This window comes from Sorangium sp. So ce131 (genome assembly GCF_051519095.1).
Lineage (GTDB): Bacteria > Myxococcota_A > Polyangia > Polyangiales > Polyangiaceae > Sorangium.
In genome coordinates this window covers 3,552,503-3,576,295 of the sequence record NZ_CP150455.1, presented here as the reverse complement: position 1 = coordinate 3,576,295, position 23,793 = coordinate 3,552,503, and the positions used below count along the sequence as shown (strand labels likewise).

17 protein-coding genes are annotated in these 23,793 nt (G+C 71.9%); 14 read left to right on the top strand and 3 right to left on the bottom strand.

Annotated elements, in window-relative coordinates; all coding sequences use genetic code 11:
* Positions 1-21 precede the first annotated feature (21 nt).
* From WMF43_RS13250 to WMF43_RS13205, 10 genes are all read left to right on the top strand, one after another.
* Entirely contained in the window at positions 22-1,242 is a 1,221-nt protein-coding gene (locus tag WMF43_RS13250) for a cytochrome P450 (protein ID WP_437680327.1), read from the top strand.
* A 316-nt stretch (positions 1,243-1,558) separates the two neighbouring features.
* Positions 1,559-2,215, top strand: coding sequence for an STAS domain-containing protein (locus WMF43_RS13245; protein ID WP_437680326.1), 657 nt, complete (start codon positions 1,559-1,561; stop codon positions 2,213-2,215).
* Positions 2,216-2,406: 191 nt separating this feature from the next.
* Complete coding sequence (locus WMF43_RS13240; protein WP_437680324.1) at positions 2,407-2,820, top strand: STAS/SEC14 domain-containing protein; 414 nt, start codon at positions 2,407-2,409, stop codon at positions 2,818-2,820.
* A 189-nt stretch (positions 2,821-3,009) separates the two neighbouring features.
* A complete protein-coding gene (locus WMF43_RS13235) occupies positions 3,010-4,320 on the top strand; it encodes an ammonium transporter (RefSeq protein WP_437680322.1) in 1,311 nt (436 codons plus the stop codon).
* Positions 4,321-4,643: 323 nt separating this feature from the next.
* Positions 4,644-5,840, top strand: a complete 1,197-nt coding sequence (locus WMF43_RS13230; RefSeq protein ID WP_437680320.1) for a hypothetical protein — start codon at positions 4,644-4,646, stop codon at positions 5,838-5,840.
* Positions 5,841-5,875: 35 nt separating this feature from the next.
* The gene (locus tag WMF43_RS13225) at positions 5,876-6,445 is read left to right on the top strand and encodes an RNA polymerase sigma factor (protein ID WP_437680319.1); all 570 of its coding nucleotides are present in this window, start codon (positions 5,876-5,878) and stop codon (positions 6,443-6,445) included.
* Positions 6,442-7,185: a tetratricopeptide repeat protein gene (locus tag WMF43_RS13220; RefSeq protein WP_437680317.1), complete on the top strand. Its 744-nt coding sequence runs from the start codon at positions 6,442-6,444 to the stop codon at positions 7,183-7,185. The genes WMF43_RS13225 and WMF43_RS13220 overlap by 4 nt, the downstream gene beginning before the upstream one ends.
* Positions 7,186-7,247: 62 nt before the next feature.
* A complete protein-coding gene (locus WMF43_RS13215; RefSeq protein ID WP_437680315.1) occupies positions 7,248-8,132 on the top strand; it encodes a fibro-slime domain-containing protein in 885 nt (294 codons plus the stop codon).
* A 1,014-nt stretch (positions 8,133-9,146) separates the two neighbouring features.
* On the top strand, positions 9,147-9,713 hold the full coding sequence (gene ssuE, locus WMF43_RS13210; RefSeq protein ID WP_437680313.1) for an NADPH-dependent FMN reductase: 567 nt from the start codon (positions 9,147-9,149) through the stop codon (positions 9,711-9,713).
* Between the two features lie 93 nt (positions 9,714-9,806).
* Positions 9,807-11,078: a sigma 54-interacting transcriptional regulator gene (locus WMF43_RS13205; protein ID WP_437680311.1), complete on the top strand. Its 1,272-nt coding sequence runs from the start codon at positions 9,807-9,809 to the stop codon at positions 11,076-11,078.
* Between the two features lie 17 nt (positions 11,079-11,095).
* On the opposite strand, the gene ssuD is transcribed toward WMF43_RS13205, so the two are convergent.
* On the bottom strand, positions 11,096-12,235 hold the full coding sequence (ssuD, locus tag WMF43_RS13200; RefSeq protein ID WP_437680309.1) for an FMNH2-dependent alkanesulfonate monooxygenase: 1,140 nt from the start codon (positions 12,233-12,235) through the stop codon (positions 11,096-11,098).
* Positions 12,236-12,615: 380 nt separating this feature from the next.
* Between ssuD and WMF43_RS13195 the strand changes: the two genes are divergently transcribed.
* Positions 12,616-13,824 (top strand): acyl-CoA dehydrogenase family protein, encoded by a 1,209-nt coding sequence (locus WMF43_RS13195; protein WP_437680307.1) that lies wholly within the window; start codon positions 12,616-12,618, stop codon positions 13,822-13,824.
* Between the two features lie 100 nt (positions 13,825-13,924).
* Positions 13,925-15,076: a dimethylsulfone monooxygenase SfnG gene (gene sfnG / locus WMF43_RS13190; protein ID WP_437680305.1), complete on the top strand. Its 1,152-nt coding sequence runs from the start codon at positions 13,925-13,927 to the stop codon at positions 15,074-15,076.
* Positions 15,077-15,086: 10 nt separating this feature from the next.
* Here sfnG and WMF43_RS13185 read toward each other — a convergent pair whose 3' ends face one another.
* Together WMF43_RS13185 and WMF43_RS13180 are read right to left on the bottom strand one after the other, a co-directional pair.
* A complete protein-coding gene (locus WMF43_RS13185; protein WP_437680303.1) occupies positions 15,087-16,151 on the bottom strand; it encodes a hypothetical protein in 1,065 nt (354 codons plus the stop codon).
* A gap of 169 nt (positions 16,152-16,320) precedes the next feature.
* The gene (locus WMF43_RS13180; RefSeq protein ID WP_437680302.1) at positions 16,321-20,394 is read right to left on the bottom strand and encodes a PAAR-like domain-containing protein; all 4,074 of its coding nucleotides are present in this window, start codon (positions 20,392-20,394) and stop codon (positions 16,321-16,323) included.
* Between the two features lie 325 nt (positions 20,395-20,719).
* On the opposite strand from WMF43_RS13180, the gene WMF43_RS13175 reads away from it, so the two are divergent.
* Together WMF43_RS13175 and WMF43_RS13170 are read left to right on the top strand one after the other, a co-directional pair.
* Positions 20,720-22,147: a M20 family metallopeptidase gene (locus WMF43_RS13175; RefSeq protein WP_437680301.1), complete on the top strand. Its 1,428-nt coding sequence runs from the start codon at positions 20,720-20,722 to the stop codon at positions 22,145-22,147.
* Positions 22,148-22,163: 16 nt separating this feature from the next.
* A complete protein-coding gene (locus tag WMF43_RS13170; protein WP_437680299.1) occupies positions 22,164-23,669 on the top strand; it encodes a SagB/ThcOx family dehydrogenase in 1,506 nt (501 codons plus the stop codon).
* Positions 23,670-23,793 lie beyond the last annotated feature (124 nt).

The window sequence follows — 23,793 nt, the reverse complement described above, 5'->3', positions numbered from 1 at the left end:
TTGTCTCGGGAGGGAATAGCCATGAAGAATTTCGATCTCCGGTCGTTCCATTTCAACAACCTCGACATCATCTCGGACCCCTACCCCATCTACCGCGAGCTGCTCGCGGAGCAGCCCATCTTCTTCACGGAGATGTATGGCGGGGCCTGGATCGTGACGCGTTACGCGGACGTGCTCCCCTTGCTCACCGACAAGCGCCTGTCGTCGCGGCGGGCCGCGGTCCCGGTGAGCAGGCTCTCGGACGAGGAGAAGAAGGAGTTCACGTCCATGATCGACGTCTTCTCCAAGTGGGTGGCCTTCTTCGATCCGCCCCACCACGCGGCGTATCGACGGCTGCTCGGCAAGGGCATCATGCCGTTCACGCCCGAGGTCCTGCGCCCGCGCGTCCAAGAGCTCCTCGACGGGCTGCTCGAGCCCGTCGCGGGCAGCGGATCGATGGATATCCTCAAGGACGTGGCGTACCCGCTGCCCGCGCTCCTGATCGCGGACCTGCTCGGCGCGCCCAGGGAGGACTACCAGCAGCTGATCACGTGGGCCGACGACATCGCGCACCTGTTCGGGTCCAGCGAGGTGACGCTGGCGATGGTCCGGCGCACCAAGCAGAGCGCGTTCGAGCTGCTCGATTACCTCCGCCGCCTCGTCGAGGACACGAGGCAGAAGCCGCGCGACACCATCATCGGCCGGCTGCTCAACGCGCGCGACGGCGAGCTCCGGTTCTCGGACGACGACATCGCCGCGCAGTGCATCCTCCTCCTCTTCGCCGGGCTGGAGTCGGCCCGTTACCTGATCGGGAACGGCTTCTTGGCGCTGTTCGAGCACCCGGACCAGCTGGAGCGGCTGAAGGCGAACCCGGCGCTCGTCGCGTCCGCGGTCGAGGAGTTCCTCCGGTACGATAACCCGATCCAGTTCATCGCGCGCACGGCGAAGGAGGACTTCGAGCTCAAGGGACACCTGATCCAGCGCGGCTCGGTCGTCCTGCCGGTCGTCGGCGCCGCCAACCGGGATCCGGCGCAGTTCCCCGACCCGGATCGGCTGGACATCGGCCGCACGGAGAACAAGCACCTGGCCTTCGGGCAAGGAGCCCACCTGTGCATCGGCTCCACCATCGTGCGCGTGCAGGTGCAGATGGCGTTCACCACGCTGCTCGACCGCATGCCCGACATGCGGCTCGTCCCGCAGGAGCTCGACTGGAACGCAAACCTCGGGTTCCGCGGGCTGCGATCCCTCCGCGTGGAGCTCTGATACCGATCAGGCCACCTCCGCGCGCGCTCGCGACCGAGGCCGCAGCGCGGCGCACCGGCGCGGCCGCGCGCGCAGGATGTCTCACCTTCGAGCCCCGCCGCGCAGACCAGCGCCGGCGGGCCCACGCCCAGCTTCGTGCGCGCCGCGCGACGCCGCATGCGCCGCGAGCTCCGCGCTGCACCCACGCCGAGGGCCACGCCCCAGCTCGCCCGCTGATGTCGGCACGGTTGGGATGGGAACTGCCTTGCGCTTCTAGTACAGTGTGCGGTGCGTCGTCTCGTGCGTCGAGCGCACGAGACGGAGGCGCGGAGGGAACGTGACCGCCGAGCCAGATTTCATCCCGATATCCCCGAGCAGGATCCAGAAGCTCGTCAAGCTCCTGTCCCACGTCGCCGTCGGCGACTTCGCGCCCGACAACCTGCAGATCGAGCAGGAGGGCGAAGAAGACGCGTTCTCGCTCATCGAGTCGACCCTGTCGCTCTTCATCCAGGAGCTCGTGCAGTCGCGGGCCGAGAACGAGCGGCACATCGCGGTGCTGCAGCAGGTGACGCGCGAGCTCGAGGAGAAGGTCGCCACCGTCGAGTCCCAGCGGATGACCATCGACGAGCTGTCGACGCCGATCATCGAGGTGTGGAAGGACGTGCTCACGCTCCCCGTCGTCGGGCCGATCGACGGCAAGCGGTCGGCGCAGATGACCGAGACGCTGCTCGCGCGCATCGCGAGCACGGGCGCCCGCTGCGTCGTGATCGACGTCACGGGCGTCGCCACGGTCGACACCGCGACCGCGTCGCATTTCATCCAGATGATCCGCGCCGCCCAGCTGCTCGGGACCTACTGCGTCATCACGGGCTTCAGGGCCCAGATCGCGCAGACGGTGGTGCACCTCGGCATCGATCTCGGCGATGTGACGACGTTCACCAGCCTCAAGGACGGGCTCGGTCACTGCCTGCGCTTCCTCCGATCGAACCAGTAGTCGAACCGGCAGGCGCCGACTCACAGTCCCTTTCGACCACATGGTCGCGCACGGGCGCTCTCCCGGCGACACGACCGCAGGCGCGCGCGGCGTCGACACCGGCCCGCGGCGGGATCATGGGGCTTCCCAGGAGACCTCCGTTCTCGTAGAATAATTCACTCACACGGTCAATCGGAGGACGACGGAGCCGCATGACGCAAAAGGACGACTCGGCCGAGAAGAACGTTGTGCGTGTCGAAGGGGATATCGTCTTCGTGAAGCGCGCCGGGGAGACGCAGCTCAGGGACGTGCAGCGGATGTGCAAGGCGATGGAGGACACGCTCGCCGCGCACGGCAGGGGCTTCTGGCTCTTCGATCTGAAGGACGCCGGGGGGTTCGGGGCGGAAGCGCGGAAGTGGGCCGGGGAATGGGAGAAGCAGCACGCCGTCACCGCGCTGGCGGCGTTCGGGGGCAGCCTCGAGATCCGCAGCCTGACGAAGCTCATCGCGACCGCGGTCAAGAGCTCGAGCCCGCTGCGCTCCGAGTTCATCGCGGAGTTCTTCAACACGGAAGCCGAGGCGCGCGCCTGGATCGACGCGCAGCGCGCGCGGCTGACCGATCGCTGAGCTGCCGGCAGCGGCGAACCGGCGGCGGAGGATTTCGGGAACGCTGTACGCAGGGCGCTCCGACGCGGCGCGTGGTGGTGGTCTGATTCACTGCGATGGTGGGCTGTTTCGCGAGGTCGTGAAGTACATCTCGACGAAACATTCCAGAAAACTACCTCCTCTTACCCTCGCGCTCGAGGAGGCCAACCAGTGAACGAAATCAACGCCGCGGACACCACATGGGTCCTGGTCTCATCAGCGATGGTCCTGCTGATGACGCCGGCGCTTGCCCTGTTTTACGGGGGCATGGTCCGAACGAAGAACACGCTCAGCACCTTCATGCACAGCTTCATGGCCATGGGTCTAGTGACCGTGGCGTGGGTGACGCTCGGCTACTCGATGGCGTTCGCCGAAACCAAGGGCGGGTTGATTGGCGGCCTCGATTACGCGTTCCTGAACGGTGTTGGCATCGATCCGCGCAGCGGGACGACGGTGCCGCACCTCCTGTTCATGGTCTTCCAGATGATGTTCGCGATCATCACGCCGGCGCTGATCTCCGGCGCGTACGCGGAGCGCATCAAGTTCTCGTCCTACGTGGTGTTCACGCTGCTCTGGTCGCTCGTGGTCTACAGCCCGGTCTGCCACTGGGTCTGGGGGCCGGGCGGCTGGCTCGCCAAGCGCGGCGCGCTCGACTTCGCCGGCGGCACCGTCGTGCACCTCGCCTCGGGCGCGAGCGCGCTCGTCATCGCGATCACGATCGGCAAGCGCAAGGGCTACCCGGAGCGCAAGATCGTCCCGCACAACCTCACCATGACGCTGCTCGGCGCCGGCATGTTGTGGTTCGGCTGGTTCGGCTTCAACGCGGGCTCCTCGCTCGGGGCGAACGGGCTCGCGGCGGTGGCGTTCGCGAACACGCACATCGCGGCCGCGGTCGGCGCGCTCGCCTGGGCCGGGATCGAGGCCGCGCGCTACGGCAAGCCGTCGTCGCTCGGCGTCGCGTCGGGGCTCGTCGCGGGCCTGGTCGCGATCACGCCGGCCGCGGGCTTCGTCGGGCCGATGGCGTCCATCGCCATCGGGCTCGCGGCGGGCGCGGTGTGTTACGGCGCCGTCATGCTCAAGGGCAAGGCGGGGTATGACGACAGCCTCGACGCGTTCGGCATCCACGGCGTGGGCGGGATGCTCGGCGCCCTGCTCACCGGCGTGTTCGCCTCCAAGGTGTGGAACCCCGCGGGCCAGGACGGCCTGCTCGCGGGCAACTCGGCGCTGCTCACCGAGCAGGTGATCGGGATCCTCGCCGCGGGCGCCTACGCGGCGGTGGTGACGTTCGTCCTCGTGAAGGTGATCAACGCGGTCATGGGCTTCCGGGTCGACGAGGAGACGGAGTACGAGGGCCTCGACGGCGCCCTCCACGGCGAGGAGGCTTACTCGCTCGGCGAGGGCGGCGTCCACGCCGTCGAGAAGGCGCCCCCGTCGTCGGTGCCGGCCCCCGCGGCCCCGGTGCTCGCGCGCGAAGGCGCCTGATCCAGCGCAGCCGAAGCGCCCGCGAAGGCCGCCGGCTCGACGCCAGGCGGCCTTCGCCGCTTTGTCCACCCCAGCTCACGGCGCGGCGACCGCATCGCTGCCACGCGCAGCGCCGCCCCACGAGCGCCCGCCCCTCCGTAATATTGCGGGCCGCCCTCCACCCATCCGAGATCGATGCCGAGGTGCACCACCGTCATCGCGGGCCGCCCTCCACGCCACACCAGGAGCGCTTGCCCGCACGGGAAGTGCTGTAATTTTGCGCGGCAGCAGGTATACACGGACGTCTCGCTCCGAATTGCAATGGTTCTAACATTTTCTACGTCATGACGCGACGCACCCCCCCCGCTCGCTCCGTCGCGCGCGAGCCGTGGGCGCTGCCGCCGATGGTGAGCGCGCGGGCCGCTCGTCTCCTGATCGCCCTCGTCTGCGCGTGCATGGCGCTGTCGCCCGCCGCGGCGCGCGCGGCGTGTGACTTCGGGACCGTGGATCTGTCGTGGGTGCGCCTGGAAGGCGCGGTGGAGCACTGCCCCACGGCGTCCCAGATCCGGGCCGACATCGCGCGGCGGCTCGGGCGGGACCTCGTGACGGCGGGCAGCGGTCCCTCGATCGAGACGGTGGTGCAGGGGCAGCCCGGCGCCTGGTCGGTCCAGATCCGGACCACGTGTGAAGGCGCCCCGCCCAGCGTGCGCCTCCTCACCGACCGCACGATGACCTGCGCGGGGATCGCCGACGCGGCGGCGCTGGCGATCGCCCTGACGATCGACCCCGAGGCCGCGCTCTCCCCGCCCGCCGCGCCCGAGCCGGCGCCGGCCGAGCAGCCGCCGCGCCCGGCGCCCCCGTCAGCGCCGGCCGAGCAGCCGCCGCGCCCGGCGCCTCGGGCGCGCCCCCGGGAAACGCCGTTCCCCCGCCGGCCCGCGGCCGAGCCCCCGCGGGGGACAAAGCCCGAGCACCTGCCGCCCGCGGGCGCGGCCATCGTGCGCGGGCTCGCCGTCTACGGTGTTCTGCCTGACGTCGCGCCCGGCGTCGCCGTCTCGGGCGAGTGGACGTTCCTGCCGCGCGGGTGGTCGTTCCTGTCGCGCGGGTGGTGGTTCCTGCCGCCCGTCACGCTGTCGGCGGGCATGATGTGGCTCCCGGAGCAGCGCGGGCCGACCCAGAGTCTCGGCTCCGGCATGACCGCGGCCTGGCTCGGCGGGTGTGTGGAGGCGATCCACGGCCCGTCGGTGGTGCTCGGCGTGTGCGGCCGGGGGTTCCTGGGCGCCCTCCACACCGTCGTGTACGGATCCGACGACAACGCCACGGCCTTCAAGCCGCGCGACCCCGGTGCGCGCCGCTGGCGCGCCGGCGCGGTGGGGGCTCGCTGCGCCGTGCGCGTCGTGGGTCCGCTCCGGCTCGAGACCGGGATCGACCTCATCATCCCCAAACGGTACAACTGGATCCAGGAGGGCAAGCCGTCGGATCCGCTGTTCTCGCCGCCGCCGGTCGCGGGCTCCATCTTCGGGGGCATGGGGGTCACTTTTTGATGAAGGAAACCGGCGCCGCCAGCATTCAACGATCCGTGGAGCAATGCTTGCACGCGGAGGTCATCGGCGGCGCCCGGCGGCCGCCGACCGACCTCGTCGCCCTACATGCCGAGCACGGCGGCTTCGTCTGGGCCACCTTGCAACGGTTCGGCATCCATCAACCGGACCTCGAGGACGCGTTCCAGGACGTCTTCATCGTCGTCCAGCGGAGGCTCTCGTCGTTCGACTGGGCCTGCCCGATTACGACCTGGCTCTTCGCGATCTGCCGGCGTGTCGCCGCGGCCCACCGCCGCCGCGCGCACACGCGGCGCGAGCGGCTCGGCGAGGTGGTGGACGACGTCCCGGACTCCGGGCGGGGTCCGGAAGAGCTCACCTCCCATGAGCAGGCGAAGCTGCAGCTCGAGGCCATCCTCGAGGCGATGGATATCGACCGGCGGGCGGTGTTCGTGATGTTCGAGATCGAGGAGATGCCCTGCAGCGAGATCGCGACCCTGGTCGGTGTCCCCGTCGGGACCGTCTACTCGCGCCTGCACGCGGCACGCAAAGAGTTCGCCATGCTGCTGAAGAAGAACCAGGCTGAGCAAACGCGTCGGGGGGGAACATGAGCGATCCGAAGCGATGGATCGAGGCCGGCGGGGGCGCCCCGGAGGGGGCTCGCGAGCTCCTCCGCGTCGCGTCGCGCCCGCGGACGATGACGCCCGCCGAGTTCACGCGCACCGCGGCGCGGGTGGGGCCGCTCGGTCCGCCCACGGCGGCGGGCACAGGGTCGATGCTCCCGATGTGGGTCAAGGGCATCTTCCTCGCGGCGGGCATCGGGCTCGGCGGGATGGCGATCTACGGCGTGATCCGGGGAACGCAGGGCAGCGCCGCCTCGGCCGCGGAGCCGGCCGCGCTCGAGCACCTGCCGGCGTCGCGCCTGCTCGCGAGCGCGCGCGACGTCGTGGGCTCTCCGGAACCGGCGGCGCCGCCGGCGGCGGCGCCGCCGCCGGAGGAGCCCGCGCGCGCGCCCGAGCCGTCCCGGCAGCCGCCGCGGAACACCCGGCCTGCTGCGCCGGCGGAGACGGCGGCGCCCGAGGGCGATGTCGGGCGGGAGGCCAAGCTCCTGGAGCAGGCCCGGGCGGCGCTCGCGCAGGACCCGGCCGCGGCGCTCGCCGCGGTGAACCAGCACCGGACCGAGTTCCCGCGCGGCCAGCTCGTGGCGGAGAGGGAGTTCCTCGCGATCCAGGTGCTCGCGCGGCTCGGGCGCGCCGACGAGGCGCGGACGCGCGCGGAGGCGTTCCTCGCCCGGTTCCCGTCGAGCCCCCACGCCGAGCGGGTCCGCCGGCTCGCGAGCGCGGCCCCATGAAGGACCACGCGACCGCGCGTGATGGCGAGAAGGAGCGGCGGGCTCGGCGGCATCCAGGAGGCATGACGCGAGCGTCGGCGGCCATGGCCCCGCGCGAGGCGCGGCGCCGCCGCGGCTCGCCGCGCGCGCGCGTGAGCCTCCTCGCGGCGGGCGCGCTCGCGCTCATGGGGTGTGCGGCCGAGACCGCCACCATCGTGAGCGGGAGCGAGCCCGTCGTGGCCGCGGGCGGCGCGGGCGGCTCCGGCGGCGCGGGCGGAGGGGAGATCTGCGCGCCAAAGATCACGGGGATCATCCGCGATTTCAGGGGACCTGGCGAACCCGACCCGCATCCGGACTTCGGGTCCTTCCCGAACGGGCAGCAGGTCACCAGGAGAATCGTCCTCGACGAGATCGACGACGACACCAGGAAGCCGATCTACAACCCGGAGTACAACCCGGGCGGCGTCGAGAATCAGACGGCGGGCGAAGAGCAGTTCTACCAGTGGTTTCACGACGTCGAGGGCGTGAACAAGTCGTTCCAGTACACGCTCCCCGTCGAGCTGAACGAGTTCGGGAAGGGCCTCTACAGCGATGAGGAGTTCTTCCCCGCCGACGGCAAGGGTTTTGCAGAAGGCTCCGAAGGACACAATTACTACTTCACGTACGAGCTCCACATGGAGTTCAGGTACGAGAAGTACGATTATCTCGTGTTCGCCGGCAGCGGCGATCTGTGGGTGTTCATCGACGGCAAGCTCGCCGTGGACTTCGGCGGGATCCACGACACCGTCGGAGAAGCCTACGCGATCAGCACGAGGGCCGAGGAGCTCGATCTCGTGGTCGGGAACGTGTACAAGCTTGATCTCTTCTATGCGCAGCGCCACAATCCGGATTCGATCTTCGAATCACCCGGGTCGTTCATCACGATGACGGTGTTCAACTTCACGAATTGCGACCCGATCTTGCTCTAGCGACGAGGTAGCGGGCATCAGGAGCCCGGAAAGAGCTCCCGGCACGGTTCATCCCGCCCCGGTGTTTCGTCTTTCGTCCCTCGTCCTTCGTCCCTCGTCTTTCGTCCCTCGTCTTTCGTCCCTCGTCTTTCGTCCCTCGTCTCTCTCTCACCTTTCGTCTCTCGTCTCTCGTCTCTCGTGATCGTGATCGTGATCGTGATCGATCTGACCCGAACACAGGGAGCATGAGACGGAAGGAGCGAGCACGATCACGATCACGATCACGATCACGATCACGAAAGACGTGGAGGCCAGACGAAAGACGAGAGACGGAAGACGGAAGACGGAAGACGAAAGACGAAAGACGGAAGACGGAAGACGGAAGGCGGAAGGCGGAGCGCAGGGGGAGCCCCTCTCACGGATCACGACGAGCCAGAAAGATATCCTCCGCATTGCTCGCCTCTCGGGCTCGTAAGCTGACCGCCCACCCCACGACTACCTCCAGAGCAGGGCGCCGGTTCCCCCCGACCGGCGCCCTGCTCCCTTTTCTGGCACGGCGACAGCCCCCGCGAGGCCGGCCGCGCCAGCGCCGGCGCGCTGCCCGCAACGGCCGAGGCGCTGCGGTAGGTCCGAGCTGGCCGGTGTAGGGTGCGCTGCCCCACGCGGCACAGGCGCCGTGATGGGCCCGAGCTGGCCTGTGTAGCCTCCGCCACGCACAAGGTGGTTCCGAGGACGATTGCGTGAAGGACGTGCCTGCTCGCGACATCCAGGAGACAGGACGCCATGCACCACGATCCGATCAGCGCGGAACGGCACGTGGGCTTCTTTGGAAGTAGTATTTTCGAAGTAGGTTCGCTCGGCCTGCGGGCGCAGGGCGACCGGAGGTGCGCTCCCCTCGGCGCCGCGCGCCTACCCCGGGACAACAGGCTCCCGGGGAGCCCGGCCGCAGGCGCGGCCGGCCCGGCCGCGTCCGCCATGACGCCGGAAGCATCCGTTATAGTAGACGAACGCCGTCGGCTTTGTTATGACGCTTGCATGTCAGGCATTGCCATCATCACGGGAAGCGTCACCGCACGTTCGAAGACCGCCGCGCTCGCGGCCCGCATCGCGGCTCGGCTCGAGCGCGACGGGTTTCGGGTCACCACCGTCCACGTCCGCGACCTGCCGGCAGAGGATGTCCTCTTCGGGCGGGTCGACTCCCCGGCTGTCGCCCAGGCGGCGCGGGTCGTCGCCGAGGCCGATGGGGTCGTGATCGCGACCCCCGTCTACAAGGCCTCGTACACGGGAGCGCTCAAGGCGTTCCTCGACCTCCTGCCGCAGTTCGGGCTCGCCGGGAAGGCGGTGCTGCCGCTCGCGACCGGCGGGACGATCGCCCACGTGCTCGCCATCGACTACGGGCTCCGCCCGGTGCTCCAGTCGCTCGGCGCGCGGCACGTGCTCGCAGGGCTGTTCCTCCTCGACAAGGCGCTCCGCCTCGGCGAGGACGGGCTGCTCGAGATCGATGACGAGCTCGGGGGCAAGCTGGAAGAGGTCGTCGCGCCCTTCGTCGACAGCGTGCTCCGCGCCGGACTCGCGCTCCCCCCGCGCGAGGCGGCCGCCTGAGATCCGGCCGTGGGGGGAGGGCCGCGCGCGGCGCCCTTCGATTCCGTCACAGGACACCCGCCAGCCGTCCCCTGGCGCCCCGAGGAATGACCCATGCGCTTGCTCACGCTCCCCACCCCGGACTCGACGACGCCTCCCACCGAGCGCGCCAGGGCCCTCGTCTTCGAAGACCCGAAATCGCAACGGCTGCTCCAGCGCGTGAAGCAGCTCGCGCAGGGCGACGCGCCCGTGCTGCTCCGGGGCGAGACCGGGACCGGGAAGGAGATCCTGGCGCGGCACGTGCACGAGCTCAGCCCGCGCCACGGGCAGCCGTTCATCGCGGTCAGCTGCGCGGCGCTCGCGGCGTCGCGCGCGGAGAGCGAGCTCTTCGGCCACGAGCAGCTCGCCTTCTCGGGCACCCTCGCCCTCAAGCGCGGGCTGCTCGAGCTCGCCGACGGCGGCACGCTCTTCCTCGACGAGATCGGGGACCTGCCGCTCGGCCTGCAGACCAAGCTGCTGCGCGTGCTGCAGGAGCGCGCGGTGGTCCGGCCGGGGTCGCGCCACGCGGTGCCGATCGACGTGCGCGTCGTGGCCGCGACGAGCGTCCCGCTCGAGAGCGTGGTCGCCGCCGGCGGGTTCCGCGAGGATCTGTTCTCCCGGCTGAACAGCGCCGCGATCGCGGTGCCGCCGCTGCGGGAGCGGCCGGGTGACATCATCCCGCTCGCGCGCCATTTCCTCGCGACGTGCGCGCGCCGGCTGGGGACGACGCCAGCCGTGCTCGCCGCGTCCGCGGCGGAGCCCCTGCTCGCGCACGGGTGGCCAGGGAACATCCGGGAGCTCGATCACGTGATCCACCAGGCGTACCTCGTCTGCCGCGGGGGCCGCGTGACGAGGGGCGATCTGCGCTTCACGAGCTCGCAGCCGAGGGCGCCGCTGGCCGCGCTGTCCGGCCAGCAGGGCAACGTCGAGGGGCTGATGGCGGCCCTCGAGAGCACCGTCGCGGCGCTCTTCGACAGCGAGGTGCCGAACGCCTACGAGCGGATCGAGGAGATCGTCACGCGCACGGTGTACCGCCGCTGCGAGCGCAACCTGGGGCAGACGGCGCGGGTGCTCGGCGTCACCCGCGAGACGGTGCGCGCGCGCCTGCTCCAGTCGGGCGAGATCGCGACGCCCACGTCGGAGCCCCCAGTCCGCGGAGACGTGGGCTCGATGAGGAGCGGAGACGTGGGCTCGATGAGGAGCGGAGACGTGGGCTCGATGAGGAGCGGAGACGTGAGCTCGATGAGGAGCGGAGACGTGGGCTCGATGAGGAGCGGAGACGTGGGCTCGATGAGGAGCGGAGACGTGAGCGCGGCGGGCAGAGGCCTCCCGGCCGCGCACGGCTGACCGCGCCGCCCTCGCGCTCAGCTCTGCGATCGCTGGGGGAGGATGTCGTTGGCGATCACCTCGCCGAAGGGGCCGGTGAGGTTCGTGCGGGCCTCGGGCCCCTTGCGCCCGACGGAGAGCCGCGGAAACAGCAGCTCGGCGAAGCGGTAGGCCTCCTCGAGGTGCGGATACCCCGAGAGGATGAACGTCTCGATCCCGAGCTCGGCGTACTCGCGCATGCGGAGCGCGACCGTGTCCGGATCGCCCACGAGCGCCGTGCCGGCCCCGCCGCGCACGAGGCCGACGCCGGCCCAGAGGTTCGGGCTGATCTCGAGCGCCTCGCGCCGCCCGTTGTGCAGCGCGGCCATGCGCCGCTGGCCCTCGGAGTCGAAGCGCGCGAAGGCCTGCTGCGCGGCGGCGATGGCGCGGTCGTCGAGGTGCCGGATGAGGTCGTTCGCGGCCGCCCACGCGGCCTCGGCGGTCTCGCGGACGATGACGTGCAGGCGGATGCCGAAGCGCACGGTGCGCCCCTCGGCGGCCGCGCGGCGGCGCACGTCCGCGATCTTCTCGGCCACGGCGGCCGGCGGCTCGCCCCAGGTCAGGTAGACGTCGAGGTGGCGCGCGGCCAGCGCGTGCGCCGCGGGCGACGACCCGCCGAGGTAGAGCGGCGGGTGCGGCGCCTGGATCGGCGGATACAGGAGCTTCGCCCCCTTCACGCGGAGGTGCTCGCCCGCGAAATCGACCGTCTCGCCGGCCATGACGCGGCGCCAGATGGTGAGGAACTCGTCGGTCACGGCGTAACGCTCGTCGTGCCCGAGGAAGACGCCGTCGCCCTCGGCCTCGGCGGGATCGCCGCCGGTGACGACGTTGAGCAGCAGGCGGCCGCCCGACAGGCGATCGACGGTGGACGCCATGCGGGCAGCCCACGTGGGCGAGACGATGCCCGGCCGCAGCGCGACGAGGAACCGGAGGTCCCGGGTGAGCGGGATCATGGCCGACGCGACCGCCCACGCGTCCTCGCACGACCGCCCCGTGGGCAGCAGCACGCCGTAATAGCCGAGGTCGTCAGCGGCCTGGGCGATCTGACGAAGGTAGGAGAGCGAGACGGGGCGCGCCCCCTCGGACGTGCCGAGATAACGGCCGTCGCCGTGCGTGGGAAGAAACCAGAAGATGTTCATGCGTGGATGGGCTCCTCGCCCGTGAGTCGCCGGGCTGACCGCGCCGGCCAGAGACGTCGGTCGCGTGTTGGTCGCGCGCTGGTCGCTCGACCGAATGCACGTTCCACGCCCGCGGCGCGGCGCGCCCGCGGCGAGCGCGCCGCGATTTCGGCGGGCGTCGCGGCCACTGCGCGCACCACCGGCGCCGACGTTGCTGCTCCAGCAGCAACGACTGCACGCGCGCTGCTGCTCCAGCAGCACTCCCCGGACAGACATCCTGCCTTTGCGGACCAGGGGCGCGCTGGACGTGCGCTGGCACGCCTCGTGCCAACACCTCCGCGCCAGAGCGTCAGACCGCGCCGCGCGCGTCCGCCGCGTTTCTTATCCATCGAGGCCGAGACATGCCGGGCGAAGTGGCTCAACTCAGCAAGACAACGGCTCATCAGGCGCCGGTCGACGCGCTGGAGGTCGCCGACGAGCTGTCGCGCGACTTCGCCGCGACCGCCGTGGAGCGGGACAAACGCGGCGGGACGCCCAAGGAGGAGCGCGATCGGCTGCGGCGGAGCGGGCTGCTCTCGCTCTCCGTGCCGGCGTCCCAGGGAGGCCTCGGGGCGCCCTGGCCGGTCGTGCTCGAGGTCGTGCGGCGCATCGCGCGCGCGGACAGCGCCATTGCCCACGTGTTCGGCTTTCATCACCTGATGCTCGCCACGCTGCGGCTCTTCGGGAGCGCCGACCAGGCGAGCCGGCTGCAGGCCGAGACCGTCGAGAAGCGCTGGTTCTGGGGGAATGCGCTGAACCCGCTCGATACGCGCGCGCGCCTCGAGCGCCGCGGAGAGTCCCTCGTCGTGCGCGGCGCCAAGAGCTTCTGCTCCGGGGCCGGCGACTCGGACATGCTCATCGTGTCCGCGATCGACGAGGCCACGTCGAAGCTCGTGGTCGCCGCCGTCCCGACCGGCAGGCCAGGGATCCGCGTGCTCGGCGACTGGGACAACATGGGTCAGCGGCAGACCGACAGCGGGACCGTCGAGCTCGACGACGTGGAGGTGCGCGAGGACGAGCTGCTCACGACGCCGGGGCCGCTCGGATCGCCGTTCGCCTCGCTGCGCCCCTGCCTCGCCCAGCTCACGCTCGCGAACGTGTACCTCGGCATCGCCGAGGGGGCCCTCGAGCAGGCCCGGCACACCACGCGCACGCGGCGGCGCCCGTGGGGCGGGGCGAAGGGGGCGCCCGCGATCGAGGATCCGTACATCCTCCTTCGTTATGGCGACATGTGGCTCGACCTCGAGTCGGCGCGGCTGCTCGCCGATCGCGCCGGGGCGGCGTTCCAGGCGGCCTGGAGCGAGGGCGACCGGCTGAGCCTGGAGCAGCGCGGCGCGTGCGCGATCGCCGTGGCCTCGGCGAAGGTGGCGACGACGCGCGCCGGGCTCGCGATCACGAACGGGATGTTCGAGGTGATGGGGGCGAGCGCGACGAGCGCCGGCGCCGGGATGGATCGGTTCTGGCGGAACCTGCGCACCCATACGCTGCACGACCCCGTCGATTACAAGTCGCGCGAGCTCGGCGCCTACGCGCTGAACGGCGCGATTCCGGAGCCGAGCTTCTATTCGTAAGGAGCGGGCAAAGACCCCGATCGCTCGTCGGGCTGCCGCTCGAGCTGTTCGAGGCCGGCGGCGAGTGAGCGCGCGCGAGGGCGCATGGAGGAACGAAATCATGAGTGATCACGGTAACATCGCGTCGATAACGTCGACGGCGTCGGTCGCGTCCGCCGCGCCCTCCGGGCGCGCCCCGGTGAAGTTCGCGTACTGGGTGCCGAACGTCAGCGGGGGCCTGGTGGTGAGCAAGATCGAGCAGCGCACGCACTGGGGCGTCGATTACAACCGCAAGCTCGCGCGGCTCGCGGAGGAGAGCGGGTTCGAGTACGCGCTGAGCCAGGTGCGGTACATGGCGAGCTACGGCGCCGAGTACCAGCACGAGTCGACGTCGTTCAGCCTCGCGCTGCTGCTCGCGACCGAGCGGCTGCGGGTGATCGCGGCGGTGCACCCGGGGCTGTGGCACCCCGGCGTGCTCGCGAAGCTCGGGGCGACGGCGGACGATCTGTCGGGCGGGCGGTTCGCGGTCAACGTGGTGAGCGGCTGGTTCAAGGGGGAGTTCACGGCCCTCGGCGAGCCGTGGCTCGAGCACGACGAGCGATACCGGCGCTCGGAGGAGTTCATCCGGGCGCTGCGCGGCATCTGGTCCGAGGACCATTTCTCGCTCCGGGGCGACTTCTACCGGATCAACGACTTCACGCTGAAGCCGAAGCCCGTGCAGAAGCCGCACCCCGAGATCTTCCAGGGCGGGAACTCGAAGGCGGCGCGGCAGATGGCGGCGCGGGTGTCGGACTGGTACTTCATGAACGGCAACTCCATCGAGGGGGTCCGCGCCCAGGTGGAGGAGATCCGGGAGCTCGCGGCGCGCGAGGGGCGGCGCGTGAAGTTCGGGCTGAACGCCTTCATCATCGCCCGGGACACCGAGGAGGAGGCGCGGCAGGTGCTGCGCGACATCATCGCGCACGCGGACGTCGAGGCGGTGAACGGCTTCGGCGACGCCGTGCGGCAGGCGGGCAGGGCGTCGCCGGAGCGCGAGGGCATGTGGGCGAACTCGAATTTCGAGGACCTCGTGCAGTACAACGACGGGTTCCGCACGGGGCTCGTCGGCACGCCCGAGCAGATCGCGCGGCGGATCGCGGCGTACAAGGCGGTCGGCGTGGACCTCGTGCTCGGCGGGTTCCTGCACTACCTCGAGGACGTGGAGCACTTCGGCAAGAAGGTCCTCCCGATCGTCCGCGAGCTCGAGGCCGAGGAGGCCCGCAAGGCGGCTTGAGGCCGCGCCGTCACGTGGCGCCGGAGGGCGGGGGCCCGAAGCCCGGCGGCGGCCCCCACCCCGACGGCGGTCCCCACCCCGCCGGCGGTCCCCACCCCGCCGGCGGCGCCGCCGGCGGGGCCACCTCGCCGAGCACCTCCATCCAGGCGGTGCTCTCCACCCACGCCGCCAGGTAGGGCGCGCTCGCCCCACGCCGCTGGAGCAGGACCAGGAACGGCGCCGTCACCTCGAACGACCGGGGCGGCGGCAGGCCGTACGAGCCCATCACCGCCTCCGACGTCGCCCCGGCGCCGCCCTCGTTCAGGTGGAACTGCACCCGCTGCTTCGCCTCGTCGAAGCGCTTGCCGCGCACCGCCTCGCCGAGCAGGGGCCGACCCGTGAGCTCGCCGAAGCGCCCCTCGAGGTCGAGCCTCAGCCGCGGGATCGAGAGCGCCTCGTCCCGCGCCAGCTGCCGCGCCGCGCCGCTCGACCGGTCGAGCCGGCCCAGCGCGCTGGCCACCGTCGCCGCCAGCGTCTCCGCCGGCGCGATCTGCGCGACGAGGACGCGGCTGTCCGGATCGTCCGCGACGAGCTCGATCACGAAGTCCTGCGGCGCCGCCCAGTCGTGCACGACGACCTGCGACCGGCGCGCCGGGTCCGCGCCGAACGGGCTGCCGTCGAGGCCGAAGGCGCGGACGCGCGCGCTCTTGAACGTCCCTTCCCGCACCGCGAACGTCGTCCCGAACTTCAGGACCTTGCTCAGGTAGCCGTACGCGAGCAGGGCGTCGGCCGGCACCACCTCGGGCAGGTACTCCGGCTTCGCGTCGGGGAACTTCGCGAGGAGCTCGGCCCGCAGCGCCTCCACGACGCCCTCTCCGCCGAACCCGGCGCCCGACACGCTCCACGCCGGGTCCACCACCTCGGGCCCGAGCGCCGCCGCGTTGAGCGCGTCGGCCAGCGCCGGCTGGGGATCCATCCGGATCGGGCCGAACCGCGCCCGCAGCTGCGCCCAGGCGAGCGCGAACGCGGCGCAGAACACGAGATCTTCCCGGGGAGACGCGTGCGGCGTGGACAGGTTCGCGCAGACGGGCGGCATGAGAGCTAGTTCCGTTCCTCACAAGTCTGGCCAGGGATCCCGAGAGATTTCAACGCAAAGGCGCAAAGGCGCAAAGACGCAAAAATACAAAGAAAATTCTGGTTTGCGCCTTTGCGCCTTTGCGTTGAAATCTCTCTTCTCTCGCCGTCATCCCTGCCAAGACCAGGGGTCAGGGGCGGCGGGTGAAGGGCTGCATCGAGCCGGCCGGGCCCGCCATCGTGAGGCCCGGGATCGTGGGGTGGTCGTACATGCTGTCGCCCACGCAGGCCACCGTGGTCGCGCCGGTCGCGTTCGCCACCGACTGCGCGATCGATCCACCCGGCTGGCCGGGCGGGTCGGTGCCGCCGTGGCAGACCGTCATGTGGATGTTGCTGCCGGTGAAGCCGGCGCCGGCGATGCTGCTCCCGAGCTGCTGGCCGTTCATCGTGGCCCCCGTGAACCGCCCGCTCGGATCCGCGTAGTGGAGCTGGCCGGGCGATCCGTGCCCGTAGACGTAGAGATCGCTCTCGCCGGCCAGCGCCCGCGGGTTCCCGAGCTGGCTGTAATGCACGATCAGCTGGCCCGTGGACGCCGCGCGCGCGTTCGCGCCGTTCACGCACGTCGGGTCGTCGCTCATCAGCAGGATGATGAGGCCGAGCGGATCGACCCAGAGCGTGACGTTGGGAACGAACGCCAGCTCGAACATGGAGGCGTCGATCCAGAGCGGGTCGGGCGTGGTGAAGGTCCCGAGGTCCGGGGCGTAGACCCTGGCGCGGTGGTAGGTGAGCCCCGTGAGATCGTCGTGGCGCTGCCCGGCGAACCGGAGCGCCGTGAAGGGCCCCTCCCGCCGGGTCACCGCGCCGAACGGGCCCAGCTCCTGGCCCGTCGCGGCGCCGGTCGGGTCGACCATCAGCCACGGCGTCGCGGTCGCGTCGGTGACGACGGTGCACCACGGGCCCGCGGCGTTGCCCTCGAGCAGCGGGGTGATCTCGTCGTCGGCGAAGACCCGCCGCACCGAGGCGCCGCCGCTGCTCACCTCCTCGACCAGGGCCTGATCGTCCCAGCCGAACCACGTGCTCGCCCCGTCGCTGCGCACCTCGCCGAGCCGCCGGTTGAACGCGTCGACGTGGTACTGGACGACGAGCCCGTCGCTGCGCGTCGCGCGCACGAGCGCGTCGAGGCCGTCGTAGGCGTAGGTCCAGGCGAAGGAGCCGCCCGCGGGCTCGCGCGACGCGAGCCGCCCCTCCGCGTCCCACGTGTACGCCGCGGCGGCCGTGCGGAGCACGCGCCCGCCGGGCCCCACGCGATCGTCGCCGGAGCGCAGCGGGGTCCCGTTCGGCTCGTACCGGATCCGCTCCTCGGCCCCGAGCCCGCTCACCACGAGCGGCCGCCCGAAGACGTCGAGCTCGTACGTGCGCCTGCCCGCGCTGCTGTCGACGATCTGCGCGAGCGGGCCGGTCTGGCTCCAGGCGTAGCGGCGCGCGCGGACAGGCTTGCCCGCGGCGTCCTCCAGCGTCGTGACCACGGGGCGACCCATGCTGTCGCGCTCGGTGCGGACGGCATAGCCGTTCTCCCGGACGCGCGCCGTCTCGTGCCCGCGGGCGTCGACCTCGCGCAGGATCCGCTCCACGCCGGCCGCGGACTCGATCGTGACGGACGCGATGGCGCTGCTCGGCCCGCGGCCCAGCTGCACCTGCCACCCCGTCGAGTAGCGCTTCGCGGCGGCCCAGCCCTTCTCGTTGAAGGCCCGATCCACCCGGTACCGCCAGCCCCCGACCCGCTGCTCCTCACGCACGATGCGCGCCGCGGCGTCGCGCTCGAGCAGCACCTCCGTCGCGCCGCGCGTGCCGCGGGCGACGAAGCCGCGATCGTCGTACTCGAGGGTGGTCGCGACGTCGCCGTCCTCCCGCCGGATCACCTGGCCGCACGCGTTGTAGGTGATCCTCCGGACGGTGCCGCCGGCCACCTCGGCGCGCACGATGCGGCCGCGCACGTCGTGCTCGTACGCCGTCTCCACGCCGGAGAACGTCCTCGTCCGGATCACGCGGCCGCAGGCGTCCCGCTCGATGGTGAGCGGCTCGCCGGCGGGGTTCCTGACCCAGGCGAGCCGGCCCCGCGCGTCGTAGCCGAACCGGTAGCGGCTGCCGTCCGCTTGCACCTCCTCGACGACGAGGTGCCCGACGTAACGCGCGGACGAGACGCCGCCGCCTGGATGGCGCATCGACACCGGGCGGCGCGCGTCGTTGAACTGCCGCTCGACGACGACGCCGTCCGGCGCCCGCACCCGCACCGGCAGGCCTCGGCTGTCGTAATCGAGCTCGTAGACGGCGCCCGCCGGCGTCTCGACGCGGACGAGCTGCCCGAAGAGGTCGTGTGTGTACCGCGTCGTCCCGCCGCCCGGCAGCGTCCGCGCGGCGAGGTTGCCGTGGGCGTCGTGCTCGAAGGTCTCGGCGGAGCCGTCGGGCGCCACGATGCTGAGCACCCGCCCGCGTTTGTCGTACGTGGTCCGCGTCGTGGCCCCGAGCGGATCGGTGCGCTCGAGCGTCTGCCCCTGGCCGTCGACGACGAAGGAATACCGAGCGCCCGCGGGATCGCGCACCTCGAGGATGGCGCCGTCCTCGCGGCGCTTCAGGCTGAACGAGCGGCCCATCGCGTCCGTGAAGGACGCGAGCCGACCCATGGCGTCGTAGGAGCGCCGCTCGCTCCCGTCCGGCGTGGAGGCGCGCACGACCTGGCCCGTCGCGTTGTACGCGAGGTGCTTCTGCTGGCCCGCCGGATCCTCGTAGCGCTCGACGAGGCCGAGCGCGTTCCCCTTGTAGCGGAACCGGTAGCCGAGGCCGTCGATGACGGTGGTCTCGTGCGGTCCGGGCCCGTACTGGAAGCGCATGTGGAAGAGGCCCTTGGGGCGCGCCTCCATCGCGGCTTCCGGCGCGCCGATCTCGTGGAGCACGTCGGCGCCCTCGAGATCCCCCCAGGTCTCCACGCAGCGCCGCTCCCCCGAGAGGTCGGCGTACACGAAGTGGTACCGGAGGCCGCCGGGCTGCTGCTCCAGCACGAGGTAGTGCTCGTCGTCGTACACGTACCGCGTCTCGACGCCGCCCGCGTCGACGGCGCGGACGAGGTCGCCCTTCGCGTCGATCTCGTACGTGACGAGGCGCTTCGTGTGCTCCACCCCGTCCGCGTCGGTCATGGCGACCCACCAGCTCTTGTACGGGCCCTCCCCGACGAGCCGCGCGCGGCGGCCGACCGAGTCCACGATCTGGACGACCTCGCGGTCGTCCCAGGTGACGTCGACGAAGTTGCCGGATCGGTCGCGCAGCTGCGCGAGCCGGAACGCGCCGGGCGCCTGCGCGGGCCGGAGGACGCGGAGGATGCCGTCGTCGAGATCGACGACGAGCGCGTCGCCCTCCCAGTACACGCGCCGGCCGAAGGGGAGCAGCACCTGGACGTCGCCGGCGGGGACGGCGAGGGTCGTCGCGCGGAGGGTCTCGTCGATCAGGGTGAGCCGATCGCCCCGGATCTCGGCCTGCCAGCAGAGGGAGTGGGACCAGCCGCGGCCGATGCCGCACTCGCGCAGGACCGACGAGGTGCGGTAGGTGCGGATCCAGCTGACCGGGAGGAAGCCGGGCAGGGAGAAGTCGGTCTCCGGGGGCGTGAACATCGCGCCGGTGATGATGTCGACGGGGTGCCCTGCGTTGGCCTGGCCGTCGGCCTGGGGCGCCGCGGGCGGGCTGGGCGGCCCTGCGCCCTGGTTGCTCCCGCCGCCGCCGCCGCCGCCGTTGCCGGCGCCCTGCGGCCCGCCCCCGCCCGGCCCGCCCGCGCCGCCGCCGCCGCCGCCCCCTCCCCCGCCGCCGCCGCCAGCGCCGCTCGCGCTCGCGCCGGCGCCGACGGTGATCGACTTGTTCATCTGCCCCATGCTGCCGGTGATGCCGGCCATGCCGAGCTCGATGAGCACGTTGGGCGCGCCGAGCCACGGGAAGCAGGGCCCGGCGGTGTTGAGGCTGACGACCTCCTTCAGCGTGCCGGGCTCGTTGCCGTGGCACGCCTTCATGCAGCCGCCGACGGTGAGGATCTTCGCGCCCTCGATCTTGGTGCGCATGCACGGATCGATGATCCCCTCGGCGACGGTGCCCATCGTGGGATAGGGGATCGGCAAGGGGCTCGGGGCCGCGGGGGTAAGGCACACGCTCACCGCCATTCCGGTCATCTGGTGACCGGATTTCTCGGTGATGGTGTCCATGTGGAGCGCGGTGACTTTACCCATGGCGCCAAGAGGGTCGCACGCGACAGGCGGCGTGGAAAGCTGACCTCGAACGGTCGCCGTCCCGAGGCCCGGCGGGCGTGGACGGACCGGCGGGCGCGGCCGACGCGGCGGGCGTGGCGGGGCGTGGCGGGAGCAGACGGGCCGGCAGCCGGCCCCGCGCCGCCGCAGCCCGCCGCGGCGGACGGCGCGCAGAGCGGGGCGCCCGAGGCGATTGCGACGGCGGTGGATTGCGGCATTCTCATGAGAATCGCTACAAGAACGAACGAGCTCGCTGGTCCACGCTGGCCAGGCCGAGCTCTCCTCGGTTCGATCGCCCGGAGAGGTCATGCCCACGAAGCTCAACGTCGCCCAAGCGCTCGCGTCCTCGGAGTCCATCTGGGAGCAGGAGATCGTCCCCGCCCTGCACGACTACATCCGCATCCCCAACAAGTCTCCCGCGTTCGATCCCGCCTGGCGCGAGAACGGCCACATGGACCGGGCGACGTCGCTCATCGAGGCGTGGTGCAAGGCGCAGCCGATCCCCGGGCTCAAGGTCGAGGTGGTGCGCATCGAGGGCCGCACGCCGGTGATCTTCATGGAGGTGCCGGGAGAGGGCCAGAGCGACGACTCGGTGCTGCTCTACGGGCACCTCGACAAGCAGCCGGAGATGACGGGCTGGCGCGAGGGCCTGAGCCCCTGGGAGCCGGTGCGCGAGGGCGACAGGCTCTACGGCCGCGGCGCCGCCGACGACGGCTACTCGAGCTTCGCGTCGCTCGCGGCGCTGCGCCTCTTGCACGAGCAGCGGATCCCGCACGCGCGCTGCGTGGTGCTCATCGAGGGCTGCGAGGAGAGCGGCAGCCGCGACCTGCCGGCGTACATCGACGCGCTCGCCGGCCGCATCGGCAGGCCGAGCCTCGTCGTGTGCCTCGACTCGGGCTGCGGCAACTACGACCAGCTCTGGACCACCACGTCGCTGCGCGGCCTGGTGCAGGGCACGCTCGAGGTGAACATCCTGCGCGAGGGCGTGCACTCGGGCGTGGGCAGCGGCGTGGTGCCCTCGAGCTTCCGGATCCTGCGGCAGCTCCTGTCGCGCATCGAGGACGAGGCGACCGGCCGCGTGCTCGTCGGCGCGCTGCACGTGAACATCCCGTCGGAGCGCGCGGCGCAGGCGCGCGCCGCGGCCGAGGTGCTGGGCGCGACGGTCGTGAGCGAGCTCCCCTGGGTGGGCGGGGCGCGCCCGGTGACGGACGACGCGGCGGAGCTCCTGCTCAACCGCACCTGGCGGCCGGCGCTCTCGGTGACCGGCGCCGAGGGGCTGCCGCCGCTCGCGAACGCGGGGAACGTGCTGCGGCCGTTCACGAAGGCGAAGCTCTCGATGCGCATCCCGCCGCGCGTCGACCCGAGCGCCGCGGCGAAGGCGTTGAAGACGGCGCTGGAGAAGGATCCTCCGTACGGCGCCGAGGTGCGGTTCCACGTGTCCGAGCCGTCGGGGGGATGGGACGCGCCGGCGACGGCGCCCTGGCTCGAGGCGGCGATGCAGGCGTCGTCGAAGGCGTTCTTCGGCAAGCCGGCGATGGGGATCGGCGAGGGCGGGACGATCCCGTTCATGGCGATGCTCGGGGAGAAGTTCCCGGCGGCGCAGTTCCTGATCACGGGCGTGCTCGGGCCGGCGTCGAACGCGCACGGGCCGAACGAGTTCCTGCACATCGGCATGGGGAAGCGGCTGACCTGCTGCGTGGCGAGCGTGATCGCGGACCACCGCGCGGCGCGCTGAGGGGCGCCGGGAGGGCGTGGGCGAGCAGGACGGGCGCGGCGAACGGGACGGGCCCGGCGAGCGGGGCGAGCGGGGCGAGGGAGGCCAGGGCTCACGGGGGCCCTGCGTCGTGCAGGTGCTCTCGTTCCGGAGCGGCGTCGCGGTCGCGGAGCGGCCGGACGGTGTGCTCGTGATCCGCCGCGCGGAGGAGCCGGCGGTCGAGATCGAGCGCGCCACGCCGGGCCTGCGCGCCGTGGTGGAGGCGCTCGCCGGCGAGGGCGACACCGAGCGGCGGTTGCTGGAGCGGGCCGCGCGCGACGACGGGGGCGCGGGGCTCATGGAGGTCGCGCACCAGCTCGCGCGGCTCGCGCATCGAGGGCTGCTCGCGTACACGGTGGCGCGGGAAGGCCGGCGGCTCGCGACGCTCGCGGGGGCCGCACCCGAGGCGCCCGCGGCCGGGGCGCGGCATGTGATGTCGCGGTTCGCGTGGATCCGCAGCGACGGGGGCGCGTGGGTGCTCGAGTCGCCGTTCGGGCGCGGGCGCGTGGAGATCCACGACGCCGAGGCCGCGGCCGTCTGCCATGCGCTCGCGGAGCCACGGACGGCCGAGGAGGTGCTGGGCGCTGCGCGCGGGACGAGCGGGGCGTGCGCGACGTCGATCGAGGTGGTGCGCGCGATCGTCGGGCTGCTGCTCGGGTGCGGGGCGCTGGACGGCGGCGGGCGAGGATCGGGAGAGGCGCTCGCCGGGTGGAGCTTCCACGACCTCGCCTTCCACACGCGGAGCCGGCAAGGGCGCCACGACGCGCCGTACGGGGCGACCTGCCCTCACCGGGAGACGCTTGCGCCTTTGCCGGGCATCAAGCCGCGGATGCCGGGCGAGGTCGTGCCGCTCTATCGGCCCGATCTGGAGGCGCTCGCGGCGACGGACGTGCCGTTCACGCGGGTGCTGGAGCAGCGCCGATCGATCCGCGAGCACGGCGAGCGGCCGATCCGCGCGGAGCAGCTCGGCGAGCTGCTCTACCGCGCGGCGAGGATCCACCGGATCGAGGAGCGCGGGCCCGGCCGGGCGTACGAGCAGACCCGGCGGCCGTATCCGAGCGGAGGGGCGTGCCACGCGCTCGAGCTGTACCCGGTCGTGCGCACGTGCGACGGGCTCGGGTCGGGGCTCTACCATTACCGGGCGGACGAGCATGCGCTCAGCGCGCTCTCCGGGCTCACGAGAGAGGCTGTTGCGCTGCTCGAAGGGGCGCGGAGGGCCATGGGCGCGAGCGCGCCGCCAGAGGTGCTGATCGTCGTGGCGGCGCGGTTTCCGAGGGTCAGCTGGGCGTACGAGTCGATCGCGTATGCGACGCTCCTCAAGGACGTCGGGGGGCTGTACCAGACGCTGTACCTCGTCGCGAGCGCGATGGATCTCGCCGTGTGCGCGGTGGGCGGGGGAGACTCGGACCTCTTCGCGCGGGCGGCCGGGCTGGAGTACCTCGCGGAGACCTCGGTCGGGGAGATCGCGGTGGGGAGCCGAGCGGAGGACCAAGCGAGGGGATGAGCCGCGCGCGGAGTGGTCGGCGCGACACTCTACCGGGACGAGCTGTTCGAGGGAGGATTGCTCCGGGGCGTCAGATTGAGAGATGTATAGACTCGCACATGAACCCATTCACACCCGCACGACG

Bases quoted from the DNA above. Each gene is read 5' to 3' on its own strand.
- WMF43_RS13250 (WP_437680327.1), top strand. From the start codon at position 22: ATGAAGAATTTCGATCTCCGGTCGTTCCATTTCAACAACCTCGACATC.
- WMF43_RS13240 (WP_437680324.1), top strand. From the start codon at position 2,407: ATGACGCAAAAGGACGACTCGGCCGAGAAGAACGTTGTGCGTGTCGAA.
- WMF43_RS13230 (WP_437680320.1), top strand. From the start codon at position 4,644: ATGACGCGACGCACCCCCCCCGCTCGCTCCGTCGCGCGCGAGCCGTGG.
- WMF43_RS13220 (WP_437680317.1), top strand. From the start codon at position 6,442: ATGAGCGATCCGAAGCGATGGATCGAGGCCGGCGGGGGCGCCCCGGAG.
- WMF43_RS13215 (WP_437680315.1), top strand. From the start codon at position 7,248: ATGACGCGAGCGTCGGCGGCCATGGCCCCGCGCGAGGCGCGGCGCCGC.
- ssuE (WP_437680313.1), top strand. From the start codon at position 9,147: ATGTCAGGCATTGCCATCATCACGGGAAGCGTCACCGCACGTTCGAAG.
- WMF43_RS13205 (WP_437680311.1), top strand. From the start codon at position 9,807: ATGCGCTTGCTCACGCTCCCCACCCCGGACTCGACGACGCCTCCCACC.
- ssuD (WP_437680309.1), bottom strand. From the start codon at position 12,235: ATGAACATCTTCTGGTTTCTTCCCACGCACGGCGACGGCCGTTATCTC.
- WMF43_RS13195 (WP_437680307.1), top strand. From the start codon at position 12,616: ATGCCGGGCGAAGTGGCTCAACTCAGCAAGACAACGGCTCATCAGGCG.
- sfnG (WP_437680305.1), top strand. From the start codon at position 13,925: ATGAGTGATCACGGTAACATCGCGTCGATAACGTCGACGGCGTCGGTC.
- WMF43_RS13185 (WP_437680303.1), bottom strand. From the start codon at position 16,151: ATGCCGCCCGTCTGCGCGAACCTGTCCACGCCGCACGCGTCTCCCCGG.
- WMF43_RS13180 (WP_437680302.1), bottom strand. From the start codon at position 20,394: ATGGGTAAAGTCACCGCGCTCCACATGGACACCATCACCGAGAAATCC.
- WMF43_RS13175 (WP_437680301.1), top strand. From the start codon at position 20,720: ATGCCCACGAAGCTCAACGTCGCCCAAGCGCTCGCGTCCTCGGAGTCC.